18 protein-coding genes and 4 pseudogenes are annotated in these 21335 nt (G+C 62.2%); 8 read left to right on the top strand and 14 right to left on the bottom strand.

The window, feature by feature from the left end; genetic code table 11:
• Positions 1 to 374, bottom strand: a pseudogene (locus tag ATB1_RS07305) (hypothetical protein); the annotation flags it as partial.
• Positions 375 to 500: 126 nt separating this feature from the next.
• On the opposite strand from ATB1_RS07305, the gene ATB1_RS07300 reads away from it, so the two are divergent.
• On the top strand, positions 501 to 1229 hold the full coding sequence (locus ATB1_RS07300) for a DUF2103 domain-containing protein (protein WP_042662984.1): 729 nt from the start codon (positions 501 to 503) through the stop codon (positions 1227 to 1229).
• A 73-nt stretch (positions 1230 to 1302) separates the two neighbouring features.
• Here the strand turns inward: ATB1_RS07300 and ATB1_RS07295 are convergent, their stop codons facing one another.
• A complete protein-coding gene (locus ATB1_RS07295; RefSeq protein ID WP_042662076.1) occupies positions 1303 to 2601 on the bottom strand; it encodes an RNA-guided endonuclease TnpB family protein in 1299 nt (432 codons plus the stop codon).
• A gap of 212 nt (positions 2602 to 2813) precedes the next feature.
• Positions 2814 to 3044: a hypothetical protein gene (locus ATB1_RS07290; protein ID WP_241768007.1), complete on the bottom strand. Its 231-nt coding sequence runs from the start codon at positions 3042 to 3044 to the stop codon at positions 2814 to 2816.
• Between the two features lie 395 nt (positions 3045 to 3439).
• On the opposite strand from ATB1_RS07290, the gene ATB1_RS07285 reads away from it, so the two are divergent.
• Together ATB1_RS07285 and ATB1_RS07280 are read left to right on the top strand one after the other, a co-directional pair.
• A complete protein-coding gene (locus tag ATB1_RS07285; RefSeq protein WP_042662074.1) occupies positions 3440 to 3967 on the top strand; it encodes a helix-turn-helix domain-containing protein in 528 nt (175 codons plus the stop codon).
• The gene (locus ATB1_RS07280) at positions 3968 to 4411 is read left to right on the top strand and encodes a hypothetical protein (protein WP_042662983.1); all 444 of its coding nucleotides are present in this window, start codon (positions 3968 to 3970) and stop codon (positions 4409 to 4411) included.
• Between the two features lie 410 nt (positions 4412 to 4821).
• On the opposite strand, the gene ATB1_RS23055 is transcribed toward ATB1_RS07280, so the two are convergent.
• A complete protein-coding gene (locus tag ATB1_RS23055) occupies positions 4822 to 5142 on the bottom strand; it encodes a hypothetical protein (RefSeq protein ID WP_241768127.1) in 321 nt (106 codons plus the stop codon).
• A gap of 48 nt (positions 5143 to 5190) precedes the next feature.
• Positions 5191 to 5535, bottom strand: a complete 345-nt coding sequence (locus ATB1_RS23050; RefSeq protein WP_241768126.1) for a hypothetical protein — start codon at positions 5533 to 5535, stop codon at positions 5191 to 5193.
• Positions 5536 to 5553: 18 nt separating this feature from the next.
• Between ATB1_RS23050 and ATB1_RS07275 the strand changes: the two are divergent.
• From ATB1_RS07275 to ATB1_RS07260, 4 genes and pseudogenes are all read left to right on the top strand, one after another.
• A pseudogene (locus ATB1_RS07275) lies at positions 5554 to 8170 on the top strand (TraM recognition domain-containing protein).
• A 473-nt stretch (positions 8171 to 8643) separates the two neighbouring features.
• On the top strand, positions 8644 to 10059 hold the full coding sequence (locus ATB1_RS07270) for a response regulator (protein WP_198526058.1): 1416 nt from the start codon (positions 8644 to 8646) through the stop codon (positions 10057 to 10059).
• 449 nt (positions 10060 to 10508) lie between these two features.
• Positions 10509 to 10775, top strand: a complete 267-nt coding sequence (locus ATB1_RS07265) for an AbrB/MazE/SpoVT family DNA-binding domain-containing protein (RefSeq protein ID WP_042662072.1) — start codon at positions 10509 to 10511, stop codon at positions 10773 to 10775.
• A 1-nt stretch (position 10776) separates the two neighbouring features.
• The gene (locus ATB1_RS07260; RefSeq protein WP_042662979.1) at positions 10777 to 11229 is read left to right on the top strand and encodes a PIN domain-containing protein; all 453 of its coding nucleotides are present in this window, start codon (positions 10777 to 10779) and stop codon (positions 11227 to 11229) included.
• Between the two features lie 16 nt (positions 11230 to 11245).
• Here the strand turns inward: ATB1_RS07260 and ATB1_RS07255 are convergent, their stop codons facing one another.
• From ATB1_RS07255 to ATB1_RS07215, 8 genes and pseudogenes are all read right to left on the bottom strand, one after another.
• The gene (locus tag ATB1_RS07255; protein WP_042662977.1) at positions 11246 to 11686 is read right to left on the bottom strand and encodes a hypothetical protein; all 441 of its coding nucleotides are present in this window, start codon (positions 11684 to 11686) and stop codon (positions 11246 to 11248) included.
• A gap of 2 nt (positions 11687 to 11688) precedes the next feature.
• Positions 11689 to 12213 carry a transcriptional regulator gene (locus tag ATB1_RS07250; RefSeq protein WP_042662069.1) on the bottom strand — a complete coding sequence of 175 codons (525 nt, stop codon included), beginning with the start codon at positions 12211 to 12213 and terminating at the stop codon, positions 11689 to 11691.
• A gap of 262 nt (positions 12214 to 12475) precedes the next feature.
• The gene (locus ATB1_RS07245; protein WP_042662976.1) at positions 12476 to 13735 is read right to left on the bottom strand and encodes a bacteriophage-like protein; all 1260 of its coding nucleotides are present in this window, start codon (positions 13733 to 13735) and stop codon (positions 12476 to 12478) included.
• Positions 13736 to 14453: 718 nt separating this feature from the next.
• A complete protein-coding gene (locus tag ATB1_RS07240) occupies positions 14454 to 14681 on the bottom strand; it encodes a hypothetical protein (RefSeq protein WP_241768124.1) in 228 nt (75 codons plus the stop codon).
• 412 nt (positions 14682 to 15093) lie between these two features.
• On the bottom strand, positions 15094 to 15714 hold the full coding sequence (locus ATB1_RS07235) for an MBL fold metallo-hydrolase (RefSeq protein ID WP_042662975.1): 621 nt from the start codon (positions 15712 to 15714) through the stop codon (positions 15094 to 15096).
• Between the two features lie 152 nt (positions 15715 to 15866).
• Positions 15867 to 16300 (bottom strand): annotated as a pseudogene (locus ATB1_RS19825) (universal stress protein).
• A gap of 459 nt (positions 16301 to 16759) precedes the next feature.
• Positions 16760 to 18250 (bottom strand): annotated as a pseudogene (locus tag ATB1_RS24080) (tripartite tricarboxylate transporter permease).
• Positions 18250 to 18765: a tripartite tricarboxylate transporter TctB family protein gene (locus ATB1_RS07215; protein ID WP_042662972.1), complete on the bottom strand. Its 516-nt coding sequence runs from the start codon at positions 18763 to 18765 to the stop codon at positions 18250 to 18252. Before ATB1_RS07215 ends, ATB1_RS24080 begins: the two are co-directional and overlap by 1 nt.
• 293 nt (positions 18766 to 19058) lie before the next feature.
• Here ATB1_RS07215 and ATB1_RS07210 point away from each other — a divergent pair, with 293 nt between their 5' ends.
• A complete protein-coding gene (locus ATB1_RS07210; RefSeq protein ID WP_042662971.1) occupies positions 19059 to 19706 on the top strand; it encodes an MBL fold metallo-hydrolase in 648 nt (215 codons plus the stop codon).
• A gap of 276 nt (positions 19707 to 19982) precedes the next feature.
• Here ATB1_RS07210 and ATB1_RS07205 read toward each other — a convergent pair whose 3' ends face one another.
• The gene (locus ATB1_RS07205) at positions 19983 to 21026 is read right to left on the bottom strand and encodes a zinc-binding dehydrogenase (RefSeq protein WP_042662970.1); all 1044 of its coding nucleotides are present in this window, start codon (positions 21024 to 21026) and stop codon (positions 19983 to 19985) included.
• Positions 21027 to 21335: the final 309 nt, after the last annotated feature.

The following is a 21335-nucleotide window of genomic DNA, read 5'->3' as shown; positions in this document are numbered from 1 at the left end:
AGGAGCGCGACGCCCGCGCCGGCGACGACGACGGGTCTGTCGCGGGCGAAGACGACGACGAGCGGGACGGTCGCGGAGGCGACGAGCGCGAACACGAGTTCGGCGGTCGTCCGCGTGTCCGAGGGGTCGCGGTGGGCGACGAACGCGCGGAAGCTCCCGGCAGCGACCCACGCGAGAACGGCGAAGAGCGCCGTCGAGAGGGGCGCGGCCCGGCGGAGGTACGAGGCGACAGCGAGACCCGTATCGAGCGCCGACTGGCCCAATTGCGTGGCGAGGCGGACGGTCGTCTCGGGGTCGAGCGCGAGCGCGACCAGTCCGACGAAACCGGCGAGCGCGAGCGGCGACAGCGACGCGAGAAGGGCGCGGCGGCGCATACGAAGTGGACTCTCGGACACGGGGCCGAATATGTTTCGCCGGGCGGGTCGTGCGCCGGGAGTCGCAGCGCGGCCGCCCCGACCCGCATAAACGGCCTTTTGTACGCGCACGCCCGACACGTCGATATGCACTGTCGGCGGTGTGGAAACCCGTTAGAGAAGCCGGGAGACTACTGTCTCACCTGCAACACCGCCAACTGCGACGCCGTCGTGGCCGTCTTCGAGGCCGACCGCGCGACGCTGACGTTCCTCGACGAGGAGGACGTGGTCGGTGAGACGACGGTCACGACGATTCCCGAGTCGGACGACGAGACGAAGGTCGTCCAACTCCGCAACTTCGCCGGCCTCGTCGCCGACGAGATTCGGCGCAAGCGCCCCGAGACCGTGTACGCCGCGGGCGAGCGCGGCCCGCTTCGCGAGACACGCGCCCAGCTCCACCACGAGTTCTACCGCGTCTCGGACGACAATCCGGTCCAACGCGTCCTCGACACCCGCGGCGAGCGGACGCTGGAGGTCGTCGATATCCCGCCCGCGGAGAAGTTGGGCGGGAGCCACAGCACGCTCATCGGGGGGCGACGGGGGCGACGGGCAATCGGCGTCGTCGCCGGCCACCCGCACGTCAAGAAGGTCATTCCCGGCCCCATCGACGCCGGGGGGACCGGGTCGCGGACGGGGCTCCGGGCGAAGGTCACCCGCGCCGACGACAACGGCAACGTCAGACTCCTCCTGCGAGACGGGTCGAGCGTCCAAGAGAACCGCATCGTCACGACGGCGATGAACCGCGAGACGGGCGAGCGCGTCCGCGACGACCTGAACGAGGCGCTGCGAGAAGACGAGTTACAAGAGCCGCGATAAGAGAGAACACGCAGAACGGACTCGGCCGACCGGTTCAGGCCGACTCGGTCGCACCTCCGGGACCGTCTCGATGTCAGTAACCCACGACTGAAGTCGTGGGCTTGTCAGTGGACTCCCCTTCTGCCGTCGAGTCGACGGAGGCGTGGAAATCGCCATTCAGGTTCAGCGTCCCTGACGCAAGCGCACACTGACAGGGTGCGCCTCCACTCGAAGACGTCTGCCCCGAGTGGAGTCTCTTGAGTAGTTTCCGAGCGATGTTCTTACTCGCGTTGTAGTCCGCGTTCAGTTCGTACTCGCACTTCTGACACACGAACTGATGCTTCGTCCGCCGATTCGATTCGTGCGTAAACCCGCACGACGAACACCGTTGACTCGTGTACGCAGGGCTCACCTGCTCAACCTTGATCCCGAACATCTCCGCCTTGTACTCAACGTACTGGGAGAGGCGTCGGAACGCCCATGCGTGGAATCGCTTCGCACCAGCCATCCGTTTGCGAATATCGGTCAGATTCTCGAACGCGATGTGCGTACAGCCGTGATCTTGGGCTTCTTCGAGAATCTGGTTTGAGGCTCGATGGAGTTCGTCCTGCATCCAACGGTGTTCACGGTCGTTCATCGACTGAATCGACAGATGCGCCGACCGCGTTCCCGTCTGTTGCATCGACCCGCGAGTCTTCTCGAACTCTCGGCGTCGGTGGTTCATCTCGTCTGCGTTCCCGATGAATGCACCTGTGGAAGTCACGGCGAGTGAGCCGTCCACGTTCAGGTCAACGCCAAGGACTGTTCTGTGCTTGGCGTCTTCAGAAGAAGTCGTGGACTGCTCTTGCTCGTCTATGGTTCGGCGCATCCGTGCGTGGAGATAGAACTCCGACGTAGAGCGGTCGTACTGCAACGTTGACATCCGGAACTCGTAGTCCTCGTTCAGCAGATACTCGCCAATCGGCGTTCCCTCAGTTTCGCTGGGAATCACGTAGTCGCACTCAACGCGACCATTTACTGTCGAGAGCGAAACGTGGTTGCGGTGGAACGTCGCAGAGCGTTTGTCGTAGACGACGCTCCACGCTTTGAAGTGCGGTTGACTGGTGTTGTCTCCTTTCTTGAGTCGGGCGACACCGCTTTTTGTGGCCTCGATAGCGCGTCGAATCCCTTTCTGTACGAGGTTTGCCGTCAACTCCGTCTCGTTGCGGAGTCGTTCGTAGAGGGCTTTCTCGGCTTTCTGTTTCGAGGTCACACAGTAGTCGTTCGGGTATCTCCACGCCCACTCTGCGGTGGTGTTCGCACAATGGAGGAACTGAGTTTTGGTCTGATGAAGGTCGTCGCACCGCTCGTTGGGTACGTCGAGTTTGACTTTGACGGTACGAATCACCTCCATCGTTAATTCACATATTAGATGAATTCTTTATAAATTATATGATTGGCGTGGGGGAGTCGGATTGCTATCGCTCGTGGGTTGTTTCGAGCCTTGTCGGATTCCTCCCACGGCTGAAGCCGTGGGCTTCCTCCTCGTAATCATGTGAATCCGGTCAACGGTTAGAGACATAGTTGTAGTTATGACAACATAATAAATATAATTAGAGAAGGTCGTCAGAGATGGTCGCAGTCGTTCGCCTCTTCGACACCTAGCCGGGTGCTCACCTCGTCCGTCCGCGCCAGCAGCTGTTTGTACGCCGTCGTATCCCGGCCCGGTGGGGTCCGTGGCACGCCATCGAGTTCGTCGACGACGACCGCCGTCTGCAACAACAACTGGACGAGTTTCGCAGGGTCAACACCCTCGTCAGCATACAGGCGAAGCCACGCGTACAGTTCGAATGCCATCGTTTGTTCGGTCGCGCTCTCGACAGTCGACGCCGTCTCGCAGTTTACACACATTGTGAATCAACGCAGGCCAGAACACGCGCCTGCACCCCTGCAGGCGCGCGATAAAATACTGGCGCGCCCCACGAGTCGAACACGGACGAGACGACGACCGACCAGTCACCGGGTGGGACTGAACGGGGCCGCGGCGAGGACGAAGACGGCCGACTGTAGCACCGCAGCCGCGAGCAACGCGAGCGGCGAGGCGCGCACGGCGGCCCTCGAGTCGTCGACGCGGGGCGTTCGAGCAACAAACACACCACCAGCACGATGTCCGCTGTTGGCACTCGCTCGAGACGCGCACAAATATCTGCGAGATACGAACATATATTGAGTGTCGAGACAGAATGATACCTATGGACGAGTTCGATCCAGCCCCAACAACCGACACCGCTCGTAATCGGTGGCAGACGGGTGCAGATACCTTTAGTCGGATCTACGATGTCGTTCTCGGAACGACGTCGCTGACTGACTACACGGAGCTTGCATCCCTTGCAGACTGCTCGCCGAACGCTGCGAAAAAACACCTCGACCGGCTGGTCGACATGGGAATCGTCCGACGAGACGACGAGAGCCGCCCGATGCGGTACAAACGAAACGAGGGCTATCTCGAATGGCAAGACGCCAGCCGAATCGCAACCGACCTCACGGTCGACGAAATTATCGACCGCGTGGCAGCACTCGAAGCGCGACGTGCCGAGTACGAGCGGGAGTTTGAGACGACAGACCCAGCGTCTGTGTCTGTGTTCGACCACGACGGACATGCAGCCGTCCACGAACGGATGAACGCAATTAGTGACTGGCAGGGCGTGATTCGAGAGATTCGGCTGTATGAACTCGCCCGACAACTGTCGCAGAACGATGGGCATCTGATTCCGGCGTAGATGGAGGACCAAGACGAGACACCGTCGCCATCGACTGGGCCACCGGATCGACAAACGCTCCGTCTCATCGAGCGCCAGCTTGCCACCGATGACCTTGTCGCCGAGACGATGTTCGACCCGGATTCGTACGAGCCGCGGCTCCTCTCAGCACACCTCGACACCGCTCGGTATCCGGAAATAGTAACGAGCGCCCGGCTTGACGTGCGCTGGTTCACGACTGGGGATTTCTCCATCCACTACATCGAAACCCGTGACAACGATTCGGAGTGGGAATGCCGCTGGGACCGCCACCCGAACACCCACAACAGCCTCGTGCACTTCCACACGCCACCAACGGCAACGGACGTCACAGATCTCGAGGTGTCGTCCCTCCACCCGCTTGCAGTCTACTCGACCATCCTAACAGCGATTGAACAGCGTCTGGAAACGCTGTGGAGAGCCTAGTTACCGGCCCACGAAGCGACGATATCGGATTTCGTGACGCCGCTGCCGTCACCGTTCCTCGCTCCGAACCCCTCCGTCGGAACGCTGTGCCGTCGCATGGTGTTGCACAGCTCACAACCACGCCGCAGTCCTGTTATCACAACCACACATAGAGAAGGAATTATGTCGAATCACCGTGACCGATGGTCACTATTCAGTCCACATCCACGCGGTCGTTCGTTCGGCTGCGACCAACCACGGATTCGTTCGACCTCGCGACCGTCACCGCGCAGTTCACACGGCTGTTCGACCTCCTCTCGACCACAGACGACCCACCGACGCTCGAATGGTTGCTCGTCACCGACGGCTCGCCCGAAAGCACCATCGACTACACGCTCAGCGTCGATTGCGACCTCGGCGAAGCCATCGACTCATGGTGTCGCGAACTCGTCCCCGACTCGTTCGACGTCACGACGACGACCGACCCGCTGGACCGACTCTCGCCCGCCGAACCAGACGCCGACCCCGACGCTGAAGCGCTCGAACGCTACCGCCCGCCACGCTATCGAGCCGTCGAGTTCGTCGGCTGTCCCGACCGCCGCGAGGACTGGCAGACGACGCTCACGCCGTACGCGTCGTTTCTCGAGACGGACACGCGACCACCGCTTGCGACGGTCGTCTCGACGCTTGCGAACGCGACCGTTCCCATGGCCGTCCAGGTGCTCGTCACCCCGCATGCTGACTGGCGACATCACGCCCGCGACCGTCGCCGCCGGCTCACAGAGGGGCGCGATACGCTGTCACAGCGTCTCGTCGATGACTGGCTGACGTCGACGAACACCGACGCCAACACCGCCGACCCGGCCGTCAACGCACGACTCGACGCCCTCGACGACAAGGACGCCCGGCGGTCGTTCACGGTCACCGCCCGCGCGGTCGCGACGACGACCGACCCCGACGAGTCGCTCCCCGAACTCACCGCGTTGCAGACGGCGTTCACGCCGCTCAGCGGCGACCACTACCGCATCGAAGGCCGCGAGCGCACGGGCGACGACGCGCAGGCGGTGTTCGATGCGCTCCGCACGCGGACGGCCGCCACGCCAGCCCACACCGGACTCCGAGCGAAACTCCCGTGGAGCGACCACACGAGTCCGGCGCTCGTCATGGATGGACGCGAACTCCCCGCCGTCTGCCTGCTCGACCGCCGCCGCCCTCTCGTCGGCCGCCCAGCGCGCACTCGCGCCGACGCCGACGGACGAACACGGCCTCACGCGCCCGGCGCGCGACCGCCTCGAACGCTACCGAACAGCAGGGCTCACACTCGGCCACGCCCAGAGCGCCGACGGCGAACCCGAAGCCGAACCCATCTCGCTGCCCCCATCGCTCCAGCCACTCCACGTCGGCTGGTTCGGCCGCACCGGCTCCGGGAAGTCGACCAGTCTCGTCACCGCCATGCTCGACAATCACGACGCGACCGCGGGCGCGGACATCCTCATCGACCCCAAAGGCGACGGCATGGCCGCGGACTATCTCCGGGCTCACTACGCCCGCCACGGCTCGCTCGAGAACGTCACCTACTTCGATTGCACGGAGACGCTGCCCGCGCTGTCGTTTTTCGATATTCGCGACCAACTCGATGCCGGCATCGACCGCACGACCGCCGTCGAGGACGTCGTCGACCACTACGTCGATATCCTCATCGGCATCATGGGTCGCGACCGCTTCGAGCAGGCCGTTCGGTCACCCGACATCATCCGGTACGTCCTCAAGGCGATGTTCGACCCCGTCCACGGTTCGGACGCGTTCACCCACCGCGAGTTCCAGACCGCGGTCGCCAGACTCCACGAGACGCGCGACCCGCCGCCGGTCGTCGACGACGACCTCCAAGCCATGCTCGCGGGCGTCGCGGCCAACTCCAAGCGCTCGTTCGACGAACTCATGCAGGGGGTCGCCAACCGCATCGAGAAAGTGCCGCTCGACGCCCGGCTCGCACAGCTGTTCAATCACGTCCACGCCGAGGACGGCACCGGCCCGCGCTTCGACCTTCGAACCCACATCGACGACGATGCCGTTATCATCATCGACACGGGTGGGTTGCGACCGGCGTCGCGACGCGTCATCACGCTCGTCTTGTTGTCGTCGCTGTGGACGGCGCTGCGTCGCCGAACCCAACAGCACCCCGACGGCGACCACCCGCTCGTCAATCTGTATCTCGAAGAGGCCGCCGAGCTGTCGACGTCGTCGTTGCTGTCGAAGCTCCTGTCGCAGTCGCGGTCGTTCGGCCTGTCGATGACGCTCGCGATGCAGTTCCCCGCGCAACTCCGTGCGGCCAACCCGGAGGCGTATCGCGAGGTCCTGAACAACGTCTCGACGATTGTCACCGGTAACGTCGCGGTCGACCCCGAGTTCAGCCATCGCTTCGCGACGACTGCCCACCCCGCACGCGAGGTCCAAGCCCGACTCCGCGCCCTCCGACGCGGCCAGTGGCTCACCACGCTCCCCGCTGGCTTCGGGGACGCCGAACCCACGCCGTTCGTTCTCCAAAGCGCGCCGCTGCCCGCGGGCCATCCCGAGGGCCCGTCGTCGTTTTCCGAGGCCCGCGAGACGGCGTTCGCCGCGACGTGCGACCTCCTCGAAGCGCGATCACGAGCGGCCCACGGCCTCGCCGTCGATGGCGTTACCAGTCGCGACCGGACACCGCGCCCCACCACGACGAGCGACGACCCGACTGGGACGCCCGAAGCAACCACACAGACGCCCGAGGCGGCCACACAGTCGTCCGACGAGGCTGAACCGTGGAACGCACCGATTCCCGAAGCCCGAGTCAACTCGACGCTTCCCTACACGAGTCGGCTTCCGCCGACGGTCGTCTACGACCCCGAAGCGCACGCGGCGAAATGCGACGAGTGTTCGACGCGGTATGACCCCTCGCTGACGGGGCTGAAAAACGCCATCGGCTGTTGTCACAGTCTCGAGGCAGTCGACCGCGACGACATCCCGATTTCGAATATTTCGCTGACGCTCACGCCCGAAGAGCGTCGCAAAAGCGTGTTCACGGATGCACAGTTGCGCTTCCTGCAGGCGGTGTATTCCGCCCACCAGCGTCGCTTTGACACGGAATTCGAGTACGACATCCTGTACGACAGTATGGTCCGCCTCCAGGAGTACACGGGCATCGACCACGCGTCGGTGCGCGAACTCGTCGATGGTGGCACGCTCGCGCTCGACTGTACCTATCCGCACAAGCTCTATACGGTCACGCCGAAGGGCCGACGCGCGATTGGGGTTCGCCACCGCGAGGGCGTCGCCTACGGTCACGGCCGCGGCGACCTCAGCGAGTCGAGTCTCCACGTCGTGATGGTCGAAGTCGGCCGCCGCTATCTCGAACAGGCGTTCGTTGAGGACGACGACTCCGCTGCCGTCGAGACCGTCCCGTATTTCGAACACGAGGGCTCGCGACTCGATGCCGTCTGTCTCGATGCGAACGGCGAGATTGTCGTCACGCTCGAAGCCGAGCGGGTGAACAACGACCTGCTCACGGCCGTCCCCGAAGACTTCGATAAGATGGCCGCCTGCGACCCCGAGGCGGCCGTCTGGGTGGTGAAGAATCGAAGCGATGCACACGAAGTCCTCCGCGGGCTCAACGAACCGAACGAGGGGCCGCCGCGCGTCGAGAAAACCTACAGTACGAACTCGCCGCCGAAGACGTTTCAAATCAACCAGCCCGGGTTTTCGGAGATGCACACGCTCCAGCAGTTGCGCGATTCGACGTTAGAGTGACCCTCGGAGAGTGGAGTGGTGGTTCTCTCGCTCCAATTCGCTGAAACGAGTTCGTTGATCGCGGGGAGCGCTCGTTGTTGGATTCACAAGCGACGCCAAGAGATCGTACTGGCAATACTCGGCAATGACATATGTTATCATCCAACACTTTTTTTTGTTCTGAGACAAAAAGGGACTGTAGCCGAGGAAGACAAGTCACCCATTCGTCCTTGTCCGACCGTTGGTGTCTCCCTGACACGGGCGCGTTCCTTCTCTCTTTCAACGCTAGCCCAATAGGAGACTCACCAGTATGGACGCGACTACACACCGGTCGACCGTAATAGCAGATGTCAATCAGTTCACAATCAACATGTACTCGTGTCGAATGCCAGATCAGTTACACCGACCACGCTCGTCGCGCTCGTCCGAAACGCGAGGGAATAGACTAACCGCGGCGGAAGGCCGCCACATCAGTCACGAGGGGGTGGATGGCGATGGTGAACGGGACCGCACGTGAAACGACTGCGGAGCACGTCTGGGGCGTCGATGACGACATGCTCGTTTTGCATATTGACGACGAACCGCAGTTCTGCGAACTAGTCACATCGTACCTCGAACGACTCGACGACTCGGTCACCGTCATCTCGGAGATCGAACCCACAGCAGGCCTCGAACGACTCGAAGACAACCCCATCGACTGTATCGTCAGCGATTTCCAGATGCCACAGATGGATGGCCTCGAACTGTTAACCGCCGTCCGTGAGGAGTATCCGAACCTCCCGTTTATTCTCTTTACTGGGCATGGAAGCGAGAATATCGCATCCAAAGCCATCAATATGGGCGTAACGACGTACCTGAAGAAAAATGGGAACGAGGTGTACAACCAACTTATGAACCACGTACAGAACGCTGTCGGCAGTCGACGTTCGGAACGTCAAGCCCGAATCACTCAGGACCGTATCATCGAGCTGTACGAGCAGACAGACGGGTTCTTCACGCTCGACGATGAGTGGACCATCACCTACTGGAATCACCAGATTGCGACGCGAACGGGTCGGAATGCGGAGGAAGTACTCGGGAAGCGGTTCCTCGAAGCGTTTCCGGATGCAGAGGGAACTGAACTCTACGAGAACTATCGGGTGGCAATGACGGAATCGGAGTCCGTCGAGTTCGAGACCTTCTACGAACCACATGAGTATTGGGTCAAGGTCCGGGTGTATCCGGTTGCAGACGGTCTGTGTGTCCACTCACGAGATATTACGGAAGAGAAAGCGCGCGAAGAGGAGTTGCAGACTCGGAACCACATCCTCAAATCGTTCGCGAGTACCGTGTCGCACGACCTCCGGAATCCGTTGAACATCGCCGAGGGCCAACTACAGTTGGCCCAGGAGACTGGCGATTTCAAACATTTGGAGGCGGTCGCACAGGCACACAACCGAATGAATAATCTCATCGATGAACTCCTCCGTATCGCTCGTGGCAAAGACCTTGAACTGGAGGCAATCTCATTACTCACCGTCGCCGAAGACGCGTGGTCGACGGTCTCCGCGGAAGGGACTGCCCTCGTCGTTGTCGACGACGTCGAGTGTTTAGCCCAGACGACACAACTGCGTCGCCTCTTCGAGAATTTGTACTGGAATGCCGTCGAACACGGCGCGGCGTCCGAGATTCGTGTCGGGACGATTGGGAACGAAGGAATCTTCATCGAAGACGACGGCGTCGGAATCCCGCCAGCCGAACGTGAGAGTGTGCTTGATGCGGGCTATTCGACAAAAGCAGAGAATCCTGGCTACGGACTCCACATCGTCGAGGGGATCGCCGAGTTACACGACTGGAACGTTAGTATTACTTCGTCCACGGATGGTGGTGCTCGATTCGAACTTACCGGCGTCGAGTTTGTCGAAACATAAACAGTTGGGCGGCCAAAAGCGAGGGGCGAACACAGCGCTGTACGAACGGGCAACTCACACCCGTTCGACGTTCGTGTCTCCACCTCGTCGTCGGCTCAGCTGTCGTCGATGCGATGAGAGCAGCCATCTTGACATCCTCCCCGCGCTAAAGCGCGAGGATTCCTCCGTTGGGGGTTCGGCTATGCCGATTCCACGGAGGCAACTTTCGGGTTTGTGCGCACTTCTTTGGGACTTTCGTGAGGGTATGGTTTCCCCGACCTGTTGGTCGGCTTCATCCCCGTCGTCAGATGTAATCTGGCGGGCAACCAGAACGCACCGCGTTCTGGTGACGCCCTGAAAGGCGAGGCTTTCGCCTCGAATTTTTTCGTAATCGAACTAATTCAATCTGAATCATCTCGTCACCATGATTTATGGTGATTCGGATTGTTTGACTAGTCGAGTCAGATAAAATGAGTTCGACAGATGAGACCGCTGATGAGAGCGAGTATGGTGAGGCGACGCTGAACGAACGAGGGCGGCTCACGATTCCAAAAGCACTTCGCGATGAGTTACAACTCGGCGATGGAACGACGTTCAAAGTCATCCGGGAGGGAAGTGATATCCGACTCGTCCGCCAGTTGCCGGACCTACACACACTCTCTGCAGGAAAGTCGGCTGAAGAGTGGGGTGACAAGGCATTCCGGGACGCCGGTGAAGCCACGTTTGGAGGTCGATAGGATGCGTCTGCTGCCGGATCTCAATGCGCTCGCAATCCAACTTATTGATGACCACCCTGGACATCCGTATATTGCAGAGGAACTGGTTCCGGCACTCCAGGGAGAACAGACACTCTTGATGTTCGGATACCTGCCGCTCCGTGTGCAGTGGGTACTCGAAGACCTCGGATTCGAGACGGTCGATGCGCGAAATGCGGTGAGTTCGTTGCTTCAGTATCCGATGGAGTCTGTCGACGTAACGCCACAGACGATTCTCACGGCCTACGAGATTAGTGCTGAGAAAAACCACGACGTGTACGACTCATTTTATCTCGCACTTGCACGTGAAGCGGACGCTGATGTGCTTCTCACGACTGACCGTGATTTCATGCAATTGTGCGAGGGCGAATCAGTAGCGTATCGAAACCCGGTCCCCGAAGAAGTGCTGTCGGCGTTTCATACTGTCAACGAGTGAACCACGCTGGACAGGTTCACCCCTCGTAGTTGTCCCAGACCGCACCGACTCGGCGGTTAACCCACGGGACGACAACGTCCGCGAGAACGTCCCTGAGATGTAGCGGATAGTCTCGATTCACGCCATCGGTGTGTCGTGCCGCCGGTGGGTCGTGGAAATGATCCCGAGAGTAGTCGGGACTGTCGTGTCGGTCCCACCGGCACAGCCAGCGGTCACCGTGTCGGGATTCAACATACGTGATGTGGAACGACCCGTTCGTGTAGGCCTGCACTTCGATGTATGCAGCGTCAACGACAGACTCCGGATAGTACGACGGACGAACCGTGAGGACAATCGAGTCCGGTCGGTTCGCGGGAAAGACGGCGACCGATGAAAGCCAGGGTTCACCCCCGAGTTGGCTGGCAAGGTCTCGAAGGAGCGCACGGTTCGGCTGCCGTTTTGTTCGCTCGGGGGGCACGCTCAGGCGAGCCCTTCGTGCTCCGAGTGGTTGTCGTGTGCCTGTCGAAGGTCTCGAATCTCAGTCTGGACGGCCTCCCACGAGGTGATGTCGAGCCAGACCTGCTCTGGGTCGCCGTAGTCGTGATAGTCGAGTGGGTCGAGCGCACCCGGTCGGTCAACGCCGTAGGTGTCTCGGTATGCTGCGTCTTCCGCGAGGAGTTCCCCGAGGCGCTGTTTGTACTCCTGCTCGCTGAGCGAAGCCAGTCGGCGCTGGCGTCGCCACTCGAAGTAGGCTTCGTTGCGCTCGAAGCGTATGGGGTCGTCACCAACCTGCGTCAACACGCCGATGTCGGCGAGTCGAGTGAGATGCCGCCGTGCGGTGTTCGGGGCACATTCTGCCCGCGTCGCAATCTCCGAGACGCGCGTTGGCTCGGTGAGTTCGAGTGCAACACGGTAGACGCGGTCATCTGCCGGGGCTTCATCGAGTCGCTCACGGAACGATGTCGAAAAATCGGGTGGTCGACCCGACGACGGCGTGTCTGTCATGCGCATCAATATGCGCTTGCGCGCAATATAATTACTGCCTACGCAATTATTCTTTCACAAGGGATGACACCCCACCTAACAGAGTGGGACTGAACGGGGCCGCGGCGAGGACGTAGACGGCCGACTGTAGCACCGCAGCCGCGAGCACCGCGAGCCGAAGGCCGAGGCGCGCACGGCGGCCCTCGAGTCGTCGCCGCGGGGGCGTTCGACGGCACACACGAACACAACGAACAGCCTCACCGCACCGCACCGAACCACCCGATCACGACCGCAACCACCCGAACAACGACCACCCACCACGTTCCTCGTCCGCGGCCGCTTCTAACTCACGCACCCGTGCTTCGGCCGCCTCGCGCGCTGCCCGTTCGGCTTCGAGTGTCGCCTGCAACTGTTCGTTCTCGTCGAGTGCCGCTTCGAGTTGCGTCGTGAGTTCTTGCATCCGCCCACTCACTTCACGCCCGCCGAGTGGCGATGGAACCGTCGGGGGCTGGTCGGCCGACGAGGCGCGCCGGTCAGGCGACGACGCCGTACCTGCATCCGTCGCCGGCCGACTGTCTGCTGCATGCGTCGTCCCCGACCCACCCACACCCAACCCACGCGACGACTGATAGTACTCAGTCGTCCCGGCAATCGCGCGGTCGATGGTCGTCTCGCCGTAGGTCGACCCATCCGAGAAGTGAACGGCGTCCCATTTCGGCCGGTACAGCCCGGAGTCGCGAACCAGACGGTCGATCTGCTGGGCGTCGCCGGCCGTCCAAAACGCAAGCATCGAACACAACGCCATGTCCGCTTCGGAGTGGCTGTCGTAGCCCGTCGTGTCGCCGCGCCACAGGCGACTGAACTTCGCCCCGTTCGCCGCGTTCGACGCCCGCTCGATAAGCGCGTCGTCCGTGAGGTCGTTGCCCGGGCCAGTCACGCTGACGCTGGCTCCCGACTGCACACCTGATGCCGTGCTCGAGGTATGCGTTGGCTCTGCGTCGGCCACCGTGTCGAAGTACGCGTCGTGAATCGCGTCGAGGGCGTCCTGCCGTGCGGCCACCGTCGTCGGCGTCCCCTCGACGTGGTCGCCGGTCACGGTGAAGAATCGTGCGTCGTCGTACAGTTCGAGATTCCCGGTTCGGTTGCCACCCGGGGGCAGCGCCCCGCGGGTGATGACGTGATAGCCCGTCCCCGAGGGACTGACTTCCGTATACGAGTCCAGGCGGTCGATGAGTTCCTGTGCCCAGTCGTCGGCCTGACCCGTCTCGGGGTCGCGACACTTGTCGAGGTCAACGCCGACGAACGGACCAGCCGCAGTAAACACGTAGCCCACGCCGTCCGCTGGGCCGTCGGCTGCGTACGCCCGCGCCTCGTCGAACGTCGTCCATGTTGCCGAGTCAGTCGCCGACGCATACCCCCCCGTCACGTCCCGTGGAACCTTCGTTTCATCTCCACTGCGCGTCTGGCTGCGCCACCCCACCCATGTTGCCTGTTCGAGAAGTACATCTGGCAGCTGGTCCCGTGTCGGGAGTGGTGGCGTCATTGCGAGTTGTGGTCTCGACAGGCCCGTGATAGCTGTTTCCCGCGCGTTCACGAGGCTGATAATTGGAGCCAAAAGCTACACCCCTGATACCGAGGGTGAACCGAGACTCACGCGCTACACCCCCGGTTTCCAGGGGTGTACATGCACGCCGATTCTCCGCAAGGGTGTACCCCGTTGTGGCCGGTCTATGGGTGTAGCGACGACGCGTTTCACCCCCGCTATTTGCTCACGGGTGCATCCTCGATTCGCTCGAATACGCCACATTCGACGCCGCTCGCGACGTGTTTCGGGTCGCTTCACAACGGGTTCGCGAGCGCACACGCCTGTCGCCACGCCGTGCGACGCGGCTGTCCACACCCCCAATTCCCCGGTACACCCCATCGTACAGGGGGTGTATCGCCTGTTTTCGATTCGCCTTCGTGGCTCGTTTGCGTCGCGTCCACCCGCCTCGCTCGTCGCTTTTGCACCCCTGTCTGTCCACCCCACGACGACCGCCGTATCGTCCGCGAACGCTCGCCAGCACCCTCGATGCGCGCGTCGCTCGAGTTGAACTGGGGGGCTGCGATGGCCGCCATTGGTTGGCCCGAGCGATGGCCGCCATTGTTTGGACGGCGCGATGGCTGTTTGGGGTGGTGTTGTTGCGGGCGTCTGCAGGGGTGTACTCCAGTCGAAATGGGGGTCGCAGTACGCTCGAACTAACCGCCGGCCGAACCGGCGCTCACGCGCTCGGTACGTAGCCGAGGACTTCGTAGGTGTGTTCGGCGTCGTCTTCCGGTTTGGACTCGGTGTACCGCGCCTCGTGGACCCGGTCCAGTCGGGCGGCGAGGAGCGTCTTGTAGGCGTCCAGAATCGGTGCTTCGGTGAGCGGCGCTTCCGGCCCCTCGTCTTGGTCGACGATGTTCGCCATGCAGAGCACGCCGTCGGGAGCGAGCAGGCCTGCAGCCACGGTCGGAGGCAATTCAATAATAAATTTATTCTGGTATTTTAGATAGAGGGTAATACATCAAGTAGTTCTTCAGCGTTGCCGTCAGATTTCCGGTGTAGGATCGAGAAATATCCAAGTAGAGCGCCCATGATCAAAGAATACGTCCAAATTAGATATGTAATTACTCCGTACTCGTCGCTCCGATTCAGAAAAGAGCAGAATCAGCCAAATTGACGAATTACGCGCTTTGAATCGATATTTTAGTATTTTTTGATCGGAAGACCAAACAGTACCGCTATCACAAATGCTCAAACATATCTAGTCTCAGTACATCAAATAATTCTGTGATATTTGGGTTGCGAACGTGGTCGGCGCTGTATCGTTGAGCGTGCGCCGACCGGACGCACCGCTGACCGGTTCGACCCGAACTCGCTCAGTACGACAGCGTCCACTCGCGGTCGATGAGCCAGTCGTCCAACTTCCCGAGCGGGTCCTCCGCGACGTGCGTGCCGTGGCTCACGAGGACCCGTTCGATGTCGTAGTCGAACAGTTTGATGAGGTTCCGCTCGGCCTCCTCGTGGCTCAGGTCGTTGAACTGCGCCGCGGGCGGGACGAGGAATCCCGGCGGGAGGCCGCGGCGGTCCGACCCCTCCAGTACGTCGCCGGCGATGAAGAGGCCCTCGTCTTCCAAGAGGAGGCCGCTGTTCGCGACCGTGTGACCGGGGACCTGCACGATTCGAATCCCGCCGTCGAGTACCTCGTCGTGGCGGAAGTGCCGGTCGGCCTCGACGTCGAGCGCGTCGTATAACCCCTTCGCCCCGCCGGGGACGAGAAGTTCGGGGTCGAACGCGTCCAACACCGCGGGCGTTCCGCCGAAGTGACCCTCGTCGCCGTGGGTGATGATGAGGCGGTCGACGCCGCCGAACTCCGAGTCCAGCACGGACACCAGTTCGTCGCCGTCGTCGGGGAACGCCGCGTCGACCAGCGTGGTCGTGCCAGTCGGCCGGTCTTCGAGGACGAACACGCGGACGTGGTCGAACTGTATCGTGTACACGCCGTCTGACGACTGCTGTTACTGTCATGCGCAGTCGAGGCTACGACGAGTCGCAGTAAAAAGGGGGCCGCGCGTTCTCAGGGACGGATAACGGGTGCCCCGAAACAGTACTGAGCGACGGCCGCCCGGTAGGTGTCGTCCCCGGCAGACGGCTATTCCTCCGCGGCGAGCGTGGAGACGACCGGACACGACGCGTTCAGGAGAATCGACTGGGCGACGCTCCCGAACAACATCTTCCCGGTGCGCGAGCGTCGTCGCGGACTCACCACGATGTAGCTCGCGTCCTGTTCGTCGGCGTACTCGGTGACTTCTTCGGCCGGGTCGCCGACGAGGCCCACCGTCTCGTACCGGGACAGACAGTCCCGACGACGGCGTCTTCCGCCATCTCGGCGGCGGCCGACCGAATCTCCGCCATGTCCTTCGGCTTCTCGGCCTGTGCGCTCGTCAACCCGAGGTCGACGAACTCCGAGCGGGTCAACGCGTGGACGACGTGGACTGGTTCGTCGAACGCCGCCGCCAACGACGCGGCTTCCGAGACAACGTGTGATGATCGACCTGACCGGTCGACTGCTGCAACAACGACCATACCAGCGTGTACCACGGTGGGATATAATATCGTTTCGCCGAATCCCACTCGGAGCGACCGCCGAACACCGCGTCGACGCGGTTCACAGTCCCACCGGTCGTTCTCCGCCCCCAGATTCGTCTGACGATCAGCTCTTAGATTTCAACGATGTCGTAATTCGAGTCGTGATTAACGATCTTCGATTACAGTTGTACTGTTGTAAATTCCGATTCTAAACAGTAGAAAAATACCCCGATATTTCAACATCCTCAAAATTGAGGGCAGTCCGAGTGGTACGCTCCGCTCCGATCTCGATGGTACGGCAGAGAGCTGTGGAAGCAGACGGGCGAAACGCTGCCAGCGGTACAGGAGATCAGCGAGGCGTCAGGAGCGCAGAGCGGTTAGTGGACAGTCAGCGACGGAGGTGGCGCTCAACGGAAAGCGGTGCCGTGAGAAAAGAGGACGAGGTCTGACTGCGGGCTACGCGCGAATCGAGCGCACGGCGGGCAGCGCAATCGCGCCCAGACCGAGCAGGATGATGACGAGGGCGATGGGGCTCGTGAGGAAGATGCTCGGCGAACCGCCCGAGAGGACGAGCGACCGGCGGAGGTTCTCCTCCGCGATGGGCGCGAGGATGAGCCCGAGCACCATCGGTGCCAGCGGGTACCCCCGGACGCCGCATCACGTAGCCCAACACGCCCGCGCCGAGCATGATCCACGCGTCGAAGACGTTACCGCGGAGGGCGATGGCTCCGATGACACACAGCACGAGGATGACGGGCCAGATGTGGGACTTCGGGATGTTGATGAGGCGCGCCCAGTAGTTCGCGCCGAGCATGCCGAAGATGAGGATGAACACGTAGATGAGGAGGAATCCGACGAAGATGGTGTACAGCAGAACCGGCTCGTTCCTGGTACAGGCCCGGACCGGGGTTCACGTCGTGGACCAACAGCGCGCCGATGAGGATGGCGGAGACGGAGTCGCCCGGGATACCGAGCGTCAGCGTCGGAATCAACGCGCCGCCGGTACTCGCGTTGTTCCCGGATTCGGCGGCCGCGACGCCGCGGATGTTCCCCTCACCGAACGACGGGACGCTGTCTTTGAGCCAGCGGGTGGCCTCGTTGTACGTGATGAACGCGGCGATGTCGCCGCCCGCGCCGGGAATCGCGCCGATGAACGACCCGAGGACCCCCGACCCGACGCTGACCGGCGCGATGGACCGCAGGTCGGAAAACGAGGGGAACACGCCGGAGATCTCCTGGTCGACGCGGTCGTTCCCGCTGTTGATGCCCTGGGAGTACTTGCGAAGCCCCTCGGCGATGCCGAAGACGGCCGATCATGACGGCGATGAACTCGACGCCCGTGAGCAGTTCGGGGATGTCGAACGTAAAGCGGTGGAAGCCGGTCACGGGGTCGATACCGACCGTCGCGACGAGCATCCCGAGCAGGCCCGAGACCATCCCCTTCGTGAGCGAGTCGCCGCTCACGCTGGCGATGATGGTCAGCCCGAAGAAGGCGAGCGCGAAGAACTCCGGCGACCGGAACCGGAGGGCGGCGTCGGCGATGACCGGCGAGAAGAACATCAGCGCGAGGACGCTGATGACGCCGCCGACGAACGACGCGATGGTGCTCACGCGAATCGCGCGACCGGCCTCGCCCTTCTGGGAGAGCGGGTGGCCGTCGAAGATGGTCGCCGCCGCCGACGGGGTGCCCGGCGTGCGGATGAGAATCGCCGGAATCGACCCCGCGTAGACCGTCCGAAGCCCTCCGTAGATGCCCAACAGGAGAATCATCCCCTGACTCGGCTCCATCGTGAAGGTGAACGACAACAGGACCGCGATGGTCATCGTCGCGGTCATCCCCGGAATCGACCCCATGAGGATGCCGAGGAAGATACCCCCGACCATCAGCAGGAGGACGAACGGGTCGGCGAGGTTGACGAGCGCTTGGGAGATGTACTCGACGACCATCAGAAGGTCACCACCAGCGGGAGCTGCGGCAGCAGCCGCGACACCGGGATGATACCCTCAGGCAGGCGCACGAGGAAAATCCGCCCGAAGATGTAGAACAGCGCGATGGGGAACCCGACCGACAGCGCCGCGACGAGGAGCTTCGAGCGGATGTTCGAGTAATAGAGGACGACCGGCATGAACAGCATGGTCGACACGAGGAACCCTAAAAGCGGCATCAACAGGACGTACCCGACGAGGAAGGCCGCGACGATGGCCGCGGGTCCGAAGTCGAACTCCGACATTTCGAGTTCCGTCTCGGAGTCCGTCAGCACGTCGATGCCGGCGAAGAAGATGATGCCGAGCGACACCGCAATCGGGAAGAACGACGGTCCGACGCCGTCACCCGAGGGGAACTGGCTCGCAAAGAAGATGACGACGGCCGAAAACAGGATGAAGAAGACCGACAGCGGACTTGAACGAACACTCTCCAAGCCGATTCTATCAAGGACGGCCCCGACTTTCTGAATTACCATTATTTCTTCTGCCTCGTGGTATGATACCAAGCAATCGTATGTAATAAACATATTGGTCTTTCCGCGCCCGTTCGGGGCTGAAAGTCACGATTTCGACACGAAGGCAACGTACGGCCGAGCCTATCGTTCAACCGCGCCCGTGACAAGCCGTCGAGAGTGGACGACTGCACAACGGACCACAGTTCGGTCGCCGGTCGATGGGGTCGGCGATGCGACATGTCCACAGACGACAACACCGGGGTTCGCGGCCATCGATAGAATTAACCAGCGTTGCGAACTACCGTTCTATCGGAATGAGTGTTAGCAACGTCACCGAGGGTATCGACCAGATTCAGTTCGAACACGTCCGGGTGCTCGTGTTGAAGGACACGCCGGCGGGCACGACGACGCTCGTGGACACCGGCTTCGACGAGGACGGCGACGAACTCGTCGAGATTCTGGAGCGAGAGTACGGCGGCGTCGACCGCGTCATCATCACTCACGGCGACCACGGCCACCACGGCGGCCTCCCGTCGGTGATGGAGGCGTTCGACCCCGAACTCCTCGCGTCGGCCAACGAGTCGAAGCTTCACGAGGCCATCGACTACGAACCGGACGTGTCATTCACCGACGGCGACGTGCTCGACGGGAACATCCGCGTCATCGAAGTGCCGGGCCACACGAAAGCGACCTCGGCGCTCCTGCTCGAAGACCGCGGTATCCTCATCTCCGGGGACACCCTCGACGGGGCCGACCGCGCGGGCCTCCCTGCCGGCTACCTGCTCCCGCCGCCGGCGCTGTTCAACGACGACCACAAGGCCGCCGAAATCAACCTCTACGACCTGCTCCAGTACGACTTCGAGACACTGCTCGTCTTCCACGGCTCGCACGTCTTTGAGGACCCCAAGGGCAAACTCGACGACTTCCTCGTCGAGCGCGAGTGGGACCCCCGGCCGGAGTGACCCCGACGCGTCGACCCGTGCGTCACCGAGCGACGCCGACGGCGTCACAGTCCTCGATAGCCCACTCCGCGGCATGCTTTTCTGACTGGTGAACCGGAGCGACAGTTCCGAACGCGGCGTCCGACCGAGACACGAACGAGTGGCGTGTTGAGTAACTGGGGAGTAACTAGTGAGTAACTGGTGAGTGACCGGTGAGTGACCGGTGAGTGAGAAAAACCGCGGCTGAGAGATAAGTCGCTGAGACAGTCCGTGACGAACGAGACGGAGTCGGTCGCGTCAGTCTCGAAGGACCGAAACGTCGAACACCGGCTTGCAGGTCTCGCCGGCGAGGAACGCCTCGAAGGCGTCTTCGGACTCGGTGAGCCGGAAGCGGTCGTCGAGGAACGTGGCGTGGTCCACGTCGCCCGAGCCGATGAGTCGGAACGCCCGCTCGAAGTCCTCGAAGGTCGCGCCGTAGGTACACTGGAGGTCGACCTCGGCGCGGACGAGCGGCGTGAACTCCATCGTGGTCTCGCCGGTCTGCCCGACGAGGACGATTTGGCCGCCCTTGCGGACCTGCTCGACGGCCATCGGTAGTCCCGACGGGTGGCCGGTCGTGTCGAAGACCACGTCGAAGCCGATGCCGCCGGTTAGCTCGCGCTGGATGCCGGTCAAGTCGTCTTCCTCGATGTTGAGCGCGGGGTAGCCGAGTTTCTCCGCGAGCGGCAGTCGGTAGTTCGTGTCCCGACCGACGCCCGCGACGACGACCTCCGCGCCCTGCGAGGCGGCCACCTGCGCGCAGAGCAATCCGATGGGTCCGGGGCCGGCGACGAGCACGCGGTCGCCCGCTTCGACGCGGGAGTTCCGGAGAACCGCGCGCGTGCAAATCGCCGTCGGTTCGACGAGCGCCGCGTGCTTCGGGTCGACGTTCGACGGCACCGACTGGAGCGCCGACTCGGGGACGGCGATGTAGCCGGCGTACGCACCGTCGTGGTCGATGCCGGTCAGCTCCGCGTCCTGGCAGATGCTCTCCTCGCCGAGTTGGCACTGGAAACATTCGCCGCAGCCGCGAATCGGTCGCTCGACCACGCGCTCACCGACGGAAAACCGGGTGGCGTCGTCGCCGCGTTCGACCACGCGGCCGGTGTACTCGTGGCCGATGATGGTCGGCATGGTCATCCGCTCGAAGGCGGACTTGAACTTGTAGATTCCCGCGTCGCTCCCGCAGAGCCCGGCGTAGTCGATTTCGATGAGGACCTCGTTCGACGCCGGCTCGGGTGTCTCGACGTCGACGAGTTCCATAGCTCCGGGCTCTCGGCTCGTTTTGGCTAACCCGCGCATATATCTCCTTGAATACCGCCGAGGTATAAATCTACGCTCTTGGGGGAGAAGCTTGCGGGCGGAAGCCGGCCAGACGTGCGCGAGCGTCCCGCCACGCGCCCCGCTCGCCTCGGCACTCGCGGACCTCGCGGGCGCACAGAAGCGAAGCACTGCGCCGACTCCGCTGGCCTCGCGTCATATTCAGAGGGACCGCAATGCTTATTGTATGGATTGTTCAAACATTCGGGTACAATGGGAGACGATACCATTAGCAATCGGAGTGGACGCAGCGCGCTGAACAGACGGAACTTCATCAAGCAGCCGGCGTCG

Source organism: Haloferax sp. ATB1, from assembly GCF_000730175.1.
This window is presented reverse-complemented; position numbering and strand designations above follow the sequence as displayed.

Bases quoted from the DNA above. Each gene is read 5' to 3' on its own strand.
- ATB1_RS07245 (WP_042662976.1), bottom strand. From the start codon at position 13,735: ATGACGCCACCACTCCCGACACGGGACCAGCTGCCAGATGTACTTCTC.
- ATB1_RS07205 (WP_042662970.1), bottom strand. From the start codon at position 21,026: ATGCGCGGGTTAGCCAAAACGAGCCGAGAGCCCGGAGCTATGGAACTC.
- ATB1_RS07210 (WP_042662971.1), top strand. From the start codon at position 19,059: ATGAGTGTTAGCAACGTCACCGAGGGTATCGACCAGATTCAGTTCGAA.
- ATB1_RS07295 (WP_042662076.1), bottom strand. From the start codon at position 2,601: ATGGAGGTGATTCGTACCGTCAAAGTCAAACTCGACGTACCCAACGAG.
- ATB1_RS07300 (WP_042662984.1), top strand. From the start codon at position 501: ATGCACTGTCGGCGGTGTGGAAACCCGTTAGAGAAGCCGGGAGACTAC.
- ATB1_RS07290 (WP_241768007.1), bottom strand. From the start codon at position 3,044: ATGGCATTCGAACTGTACGCGTGGCTTCGCCTGTATGCTGACGAGGGT.
- ATB1_RS07280 (WP_042662983.1), top strand. From the start codon at position 3,968: ATGGAGGACCAAGACGAGACACCGTCGCCATCGACTGGGCCACCGGAT.
- ATB1_RS07215 (WP_042662972.1), bottom strand. From the start codon at position 18,765: ATGGTAATTCAGAAAGTCGGGGCCGTCCTTGATAGAATCGGCTTGGAG.
- ATB1_RS23055 (WP_241768127.1), bottom strand. From the start codon at position 5,142: ATGTCGCCAGTCAGCATGCGGGGTGACGAGCACCTGGACGGCCATGGG.
- ATB1_RS07285 (WP_042662074.1), top strand. From the start codon at position 3,440: ATGGACGAGTTCGATCCAGCCCCAACAACCGACACCGCTCGTAATCGG.
- ATB1_RS07265 (WP_042662072.1), top strand. From the start codon at position 10,509: ATGAGTTCGACAGATGAGACCGCTGATGAGAGCGAGTATGGTGAGGCG.
- ATB1_RS07270 (WP_198526058.1), top strand. From the start codon at position 8,644: ATGGTGAACGGGACCGCACGTGAAACGACTGCGGAGCACGTCTGGGGC.
- ATB1_RS07260 (WP_042662979.1), top strand. From the start codon at position 10,777: ATGCGTCTGCTGCCGGATCTCAATGCGCTCGCAATCCAACTTATTGAT.
- ATB1_RS07250 (WP_042662069.1), bottom strand. From the start codon at position 12,213: ATGACAGACACGCCGTCGTCGGGTCGACCACCCGATTTTTCGACATCG.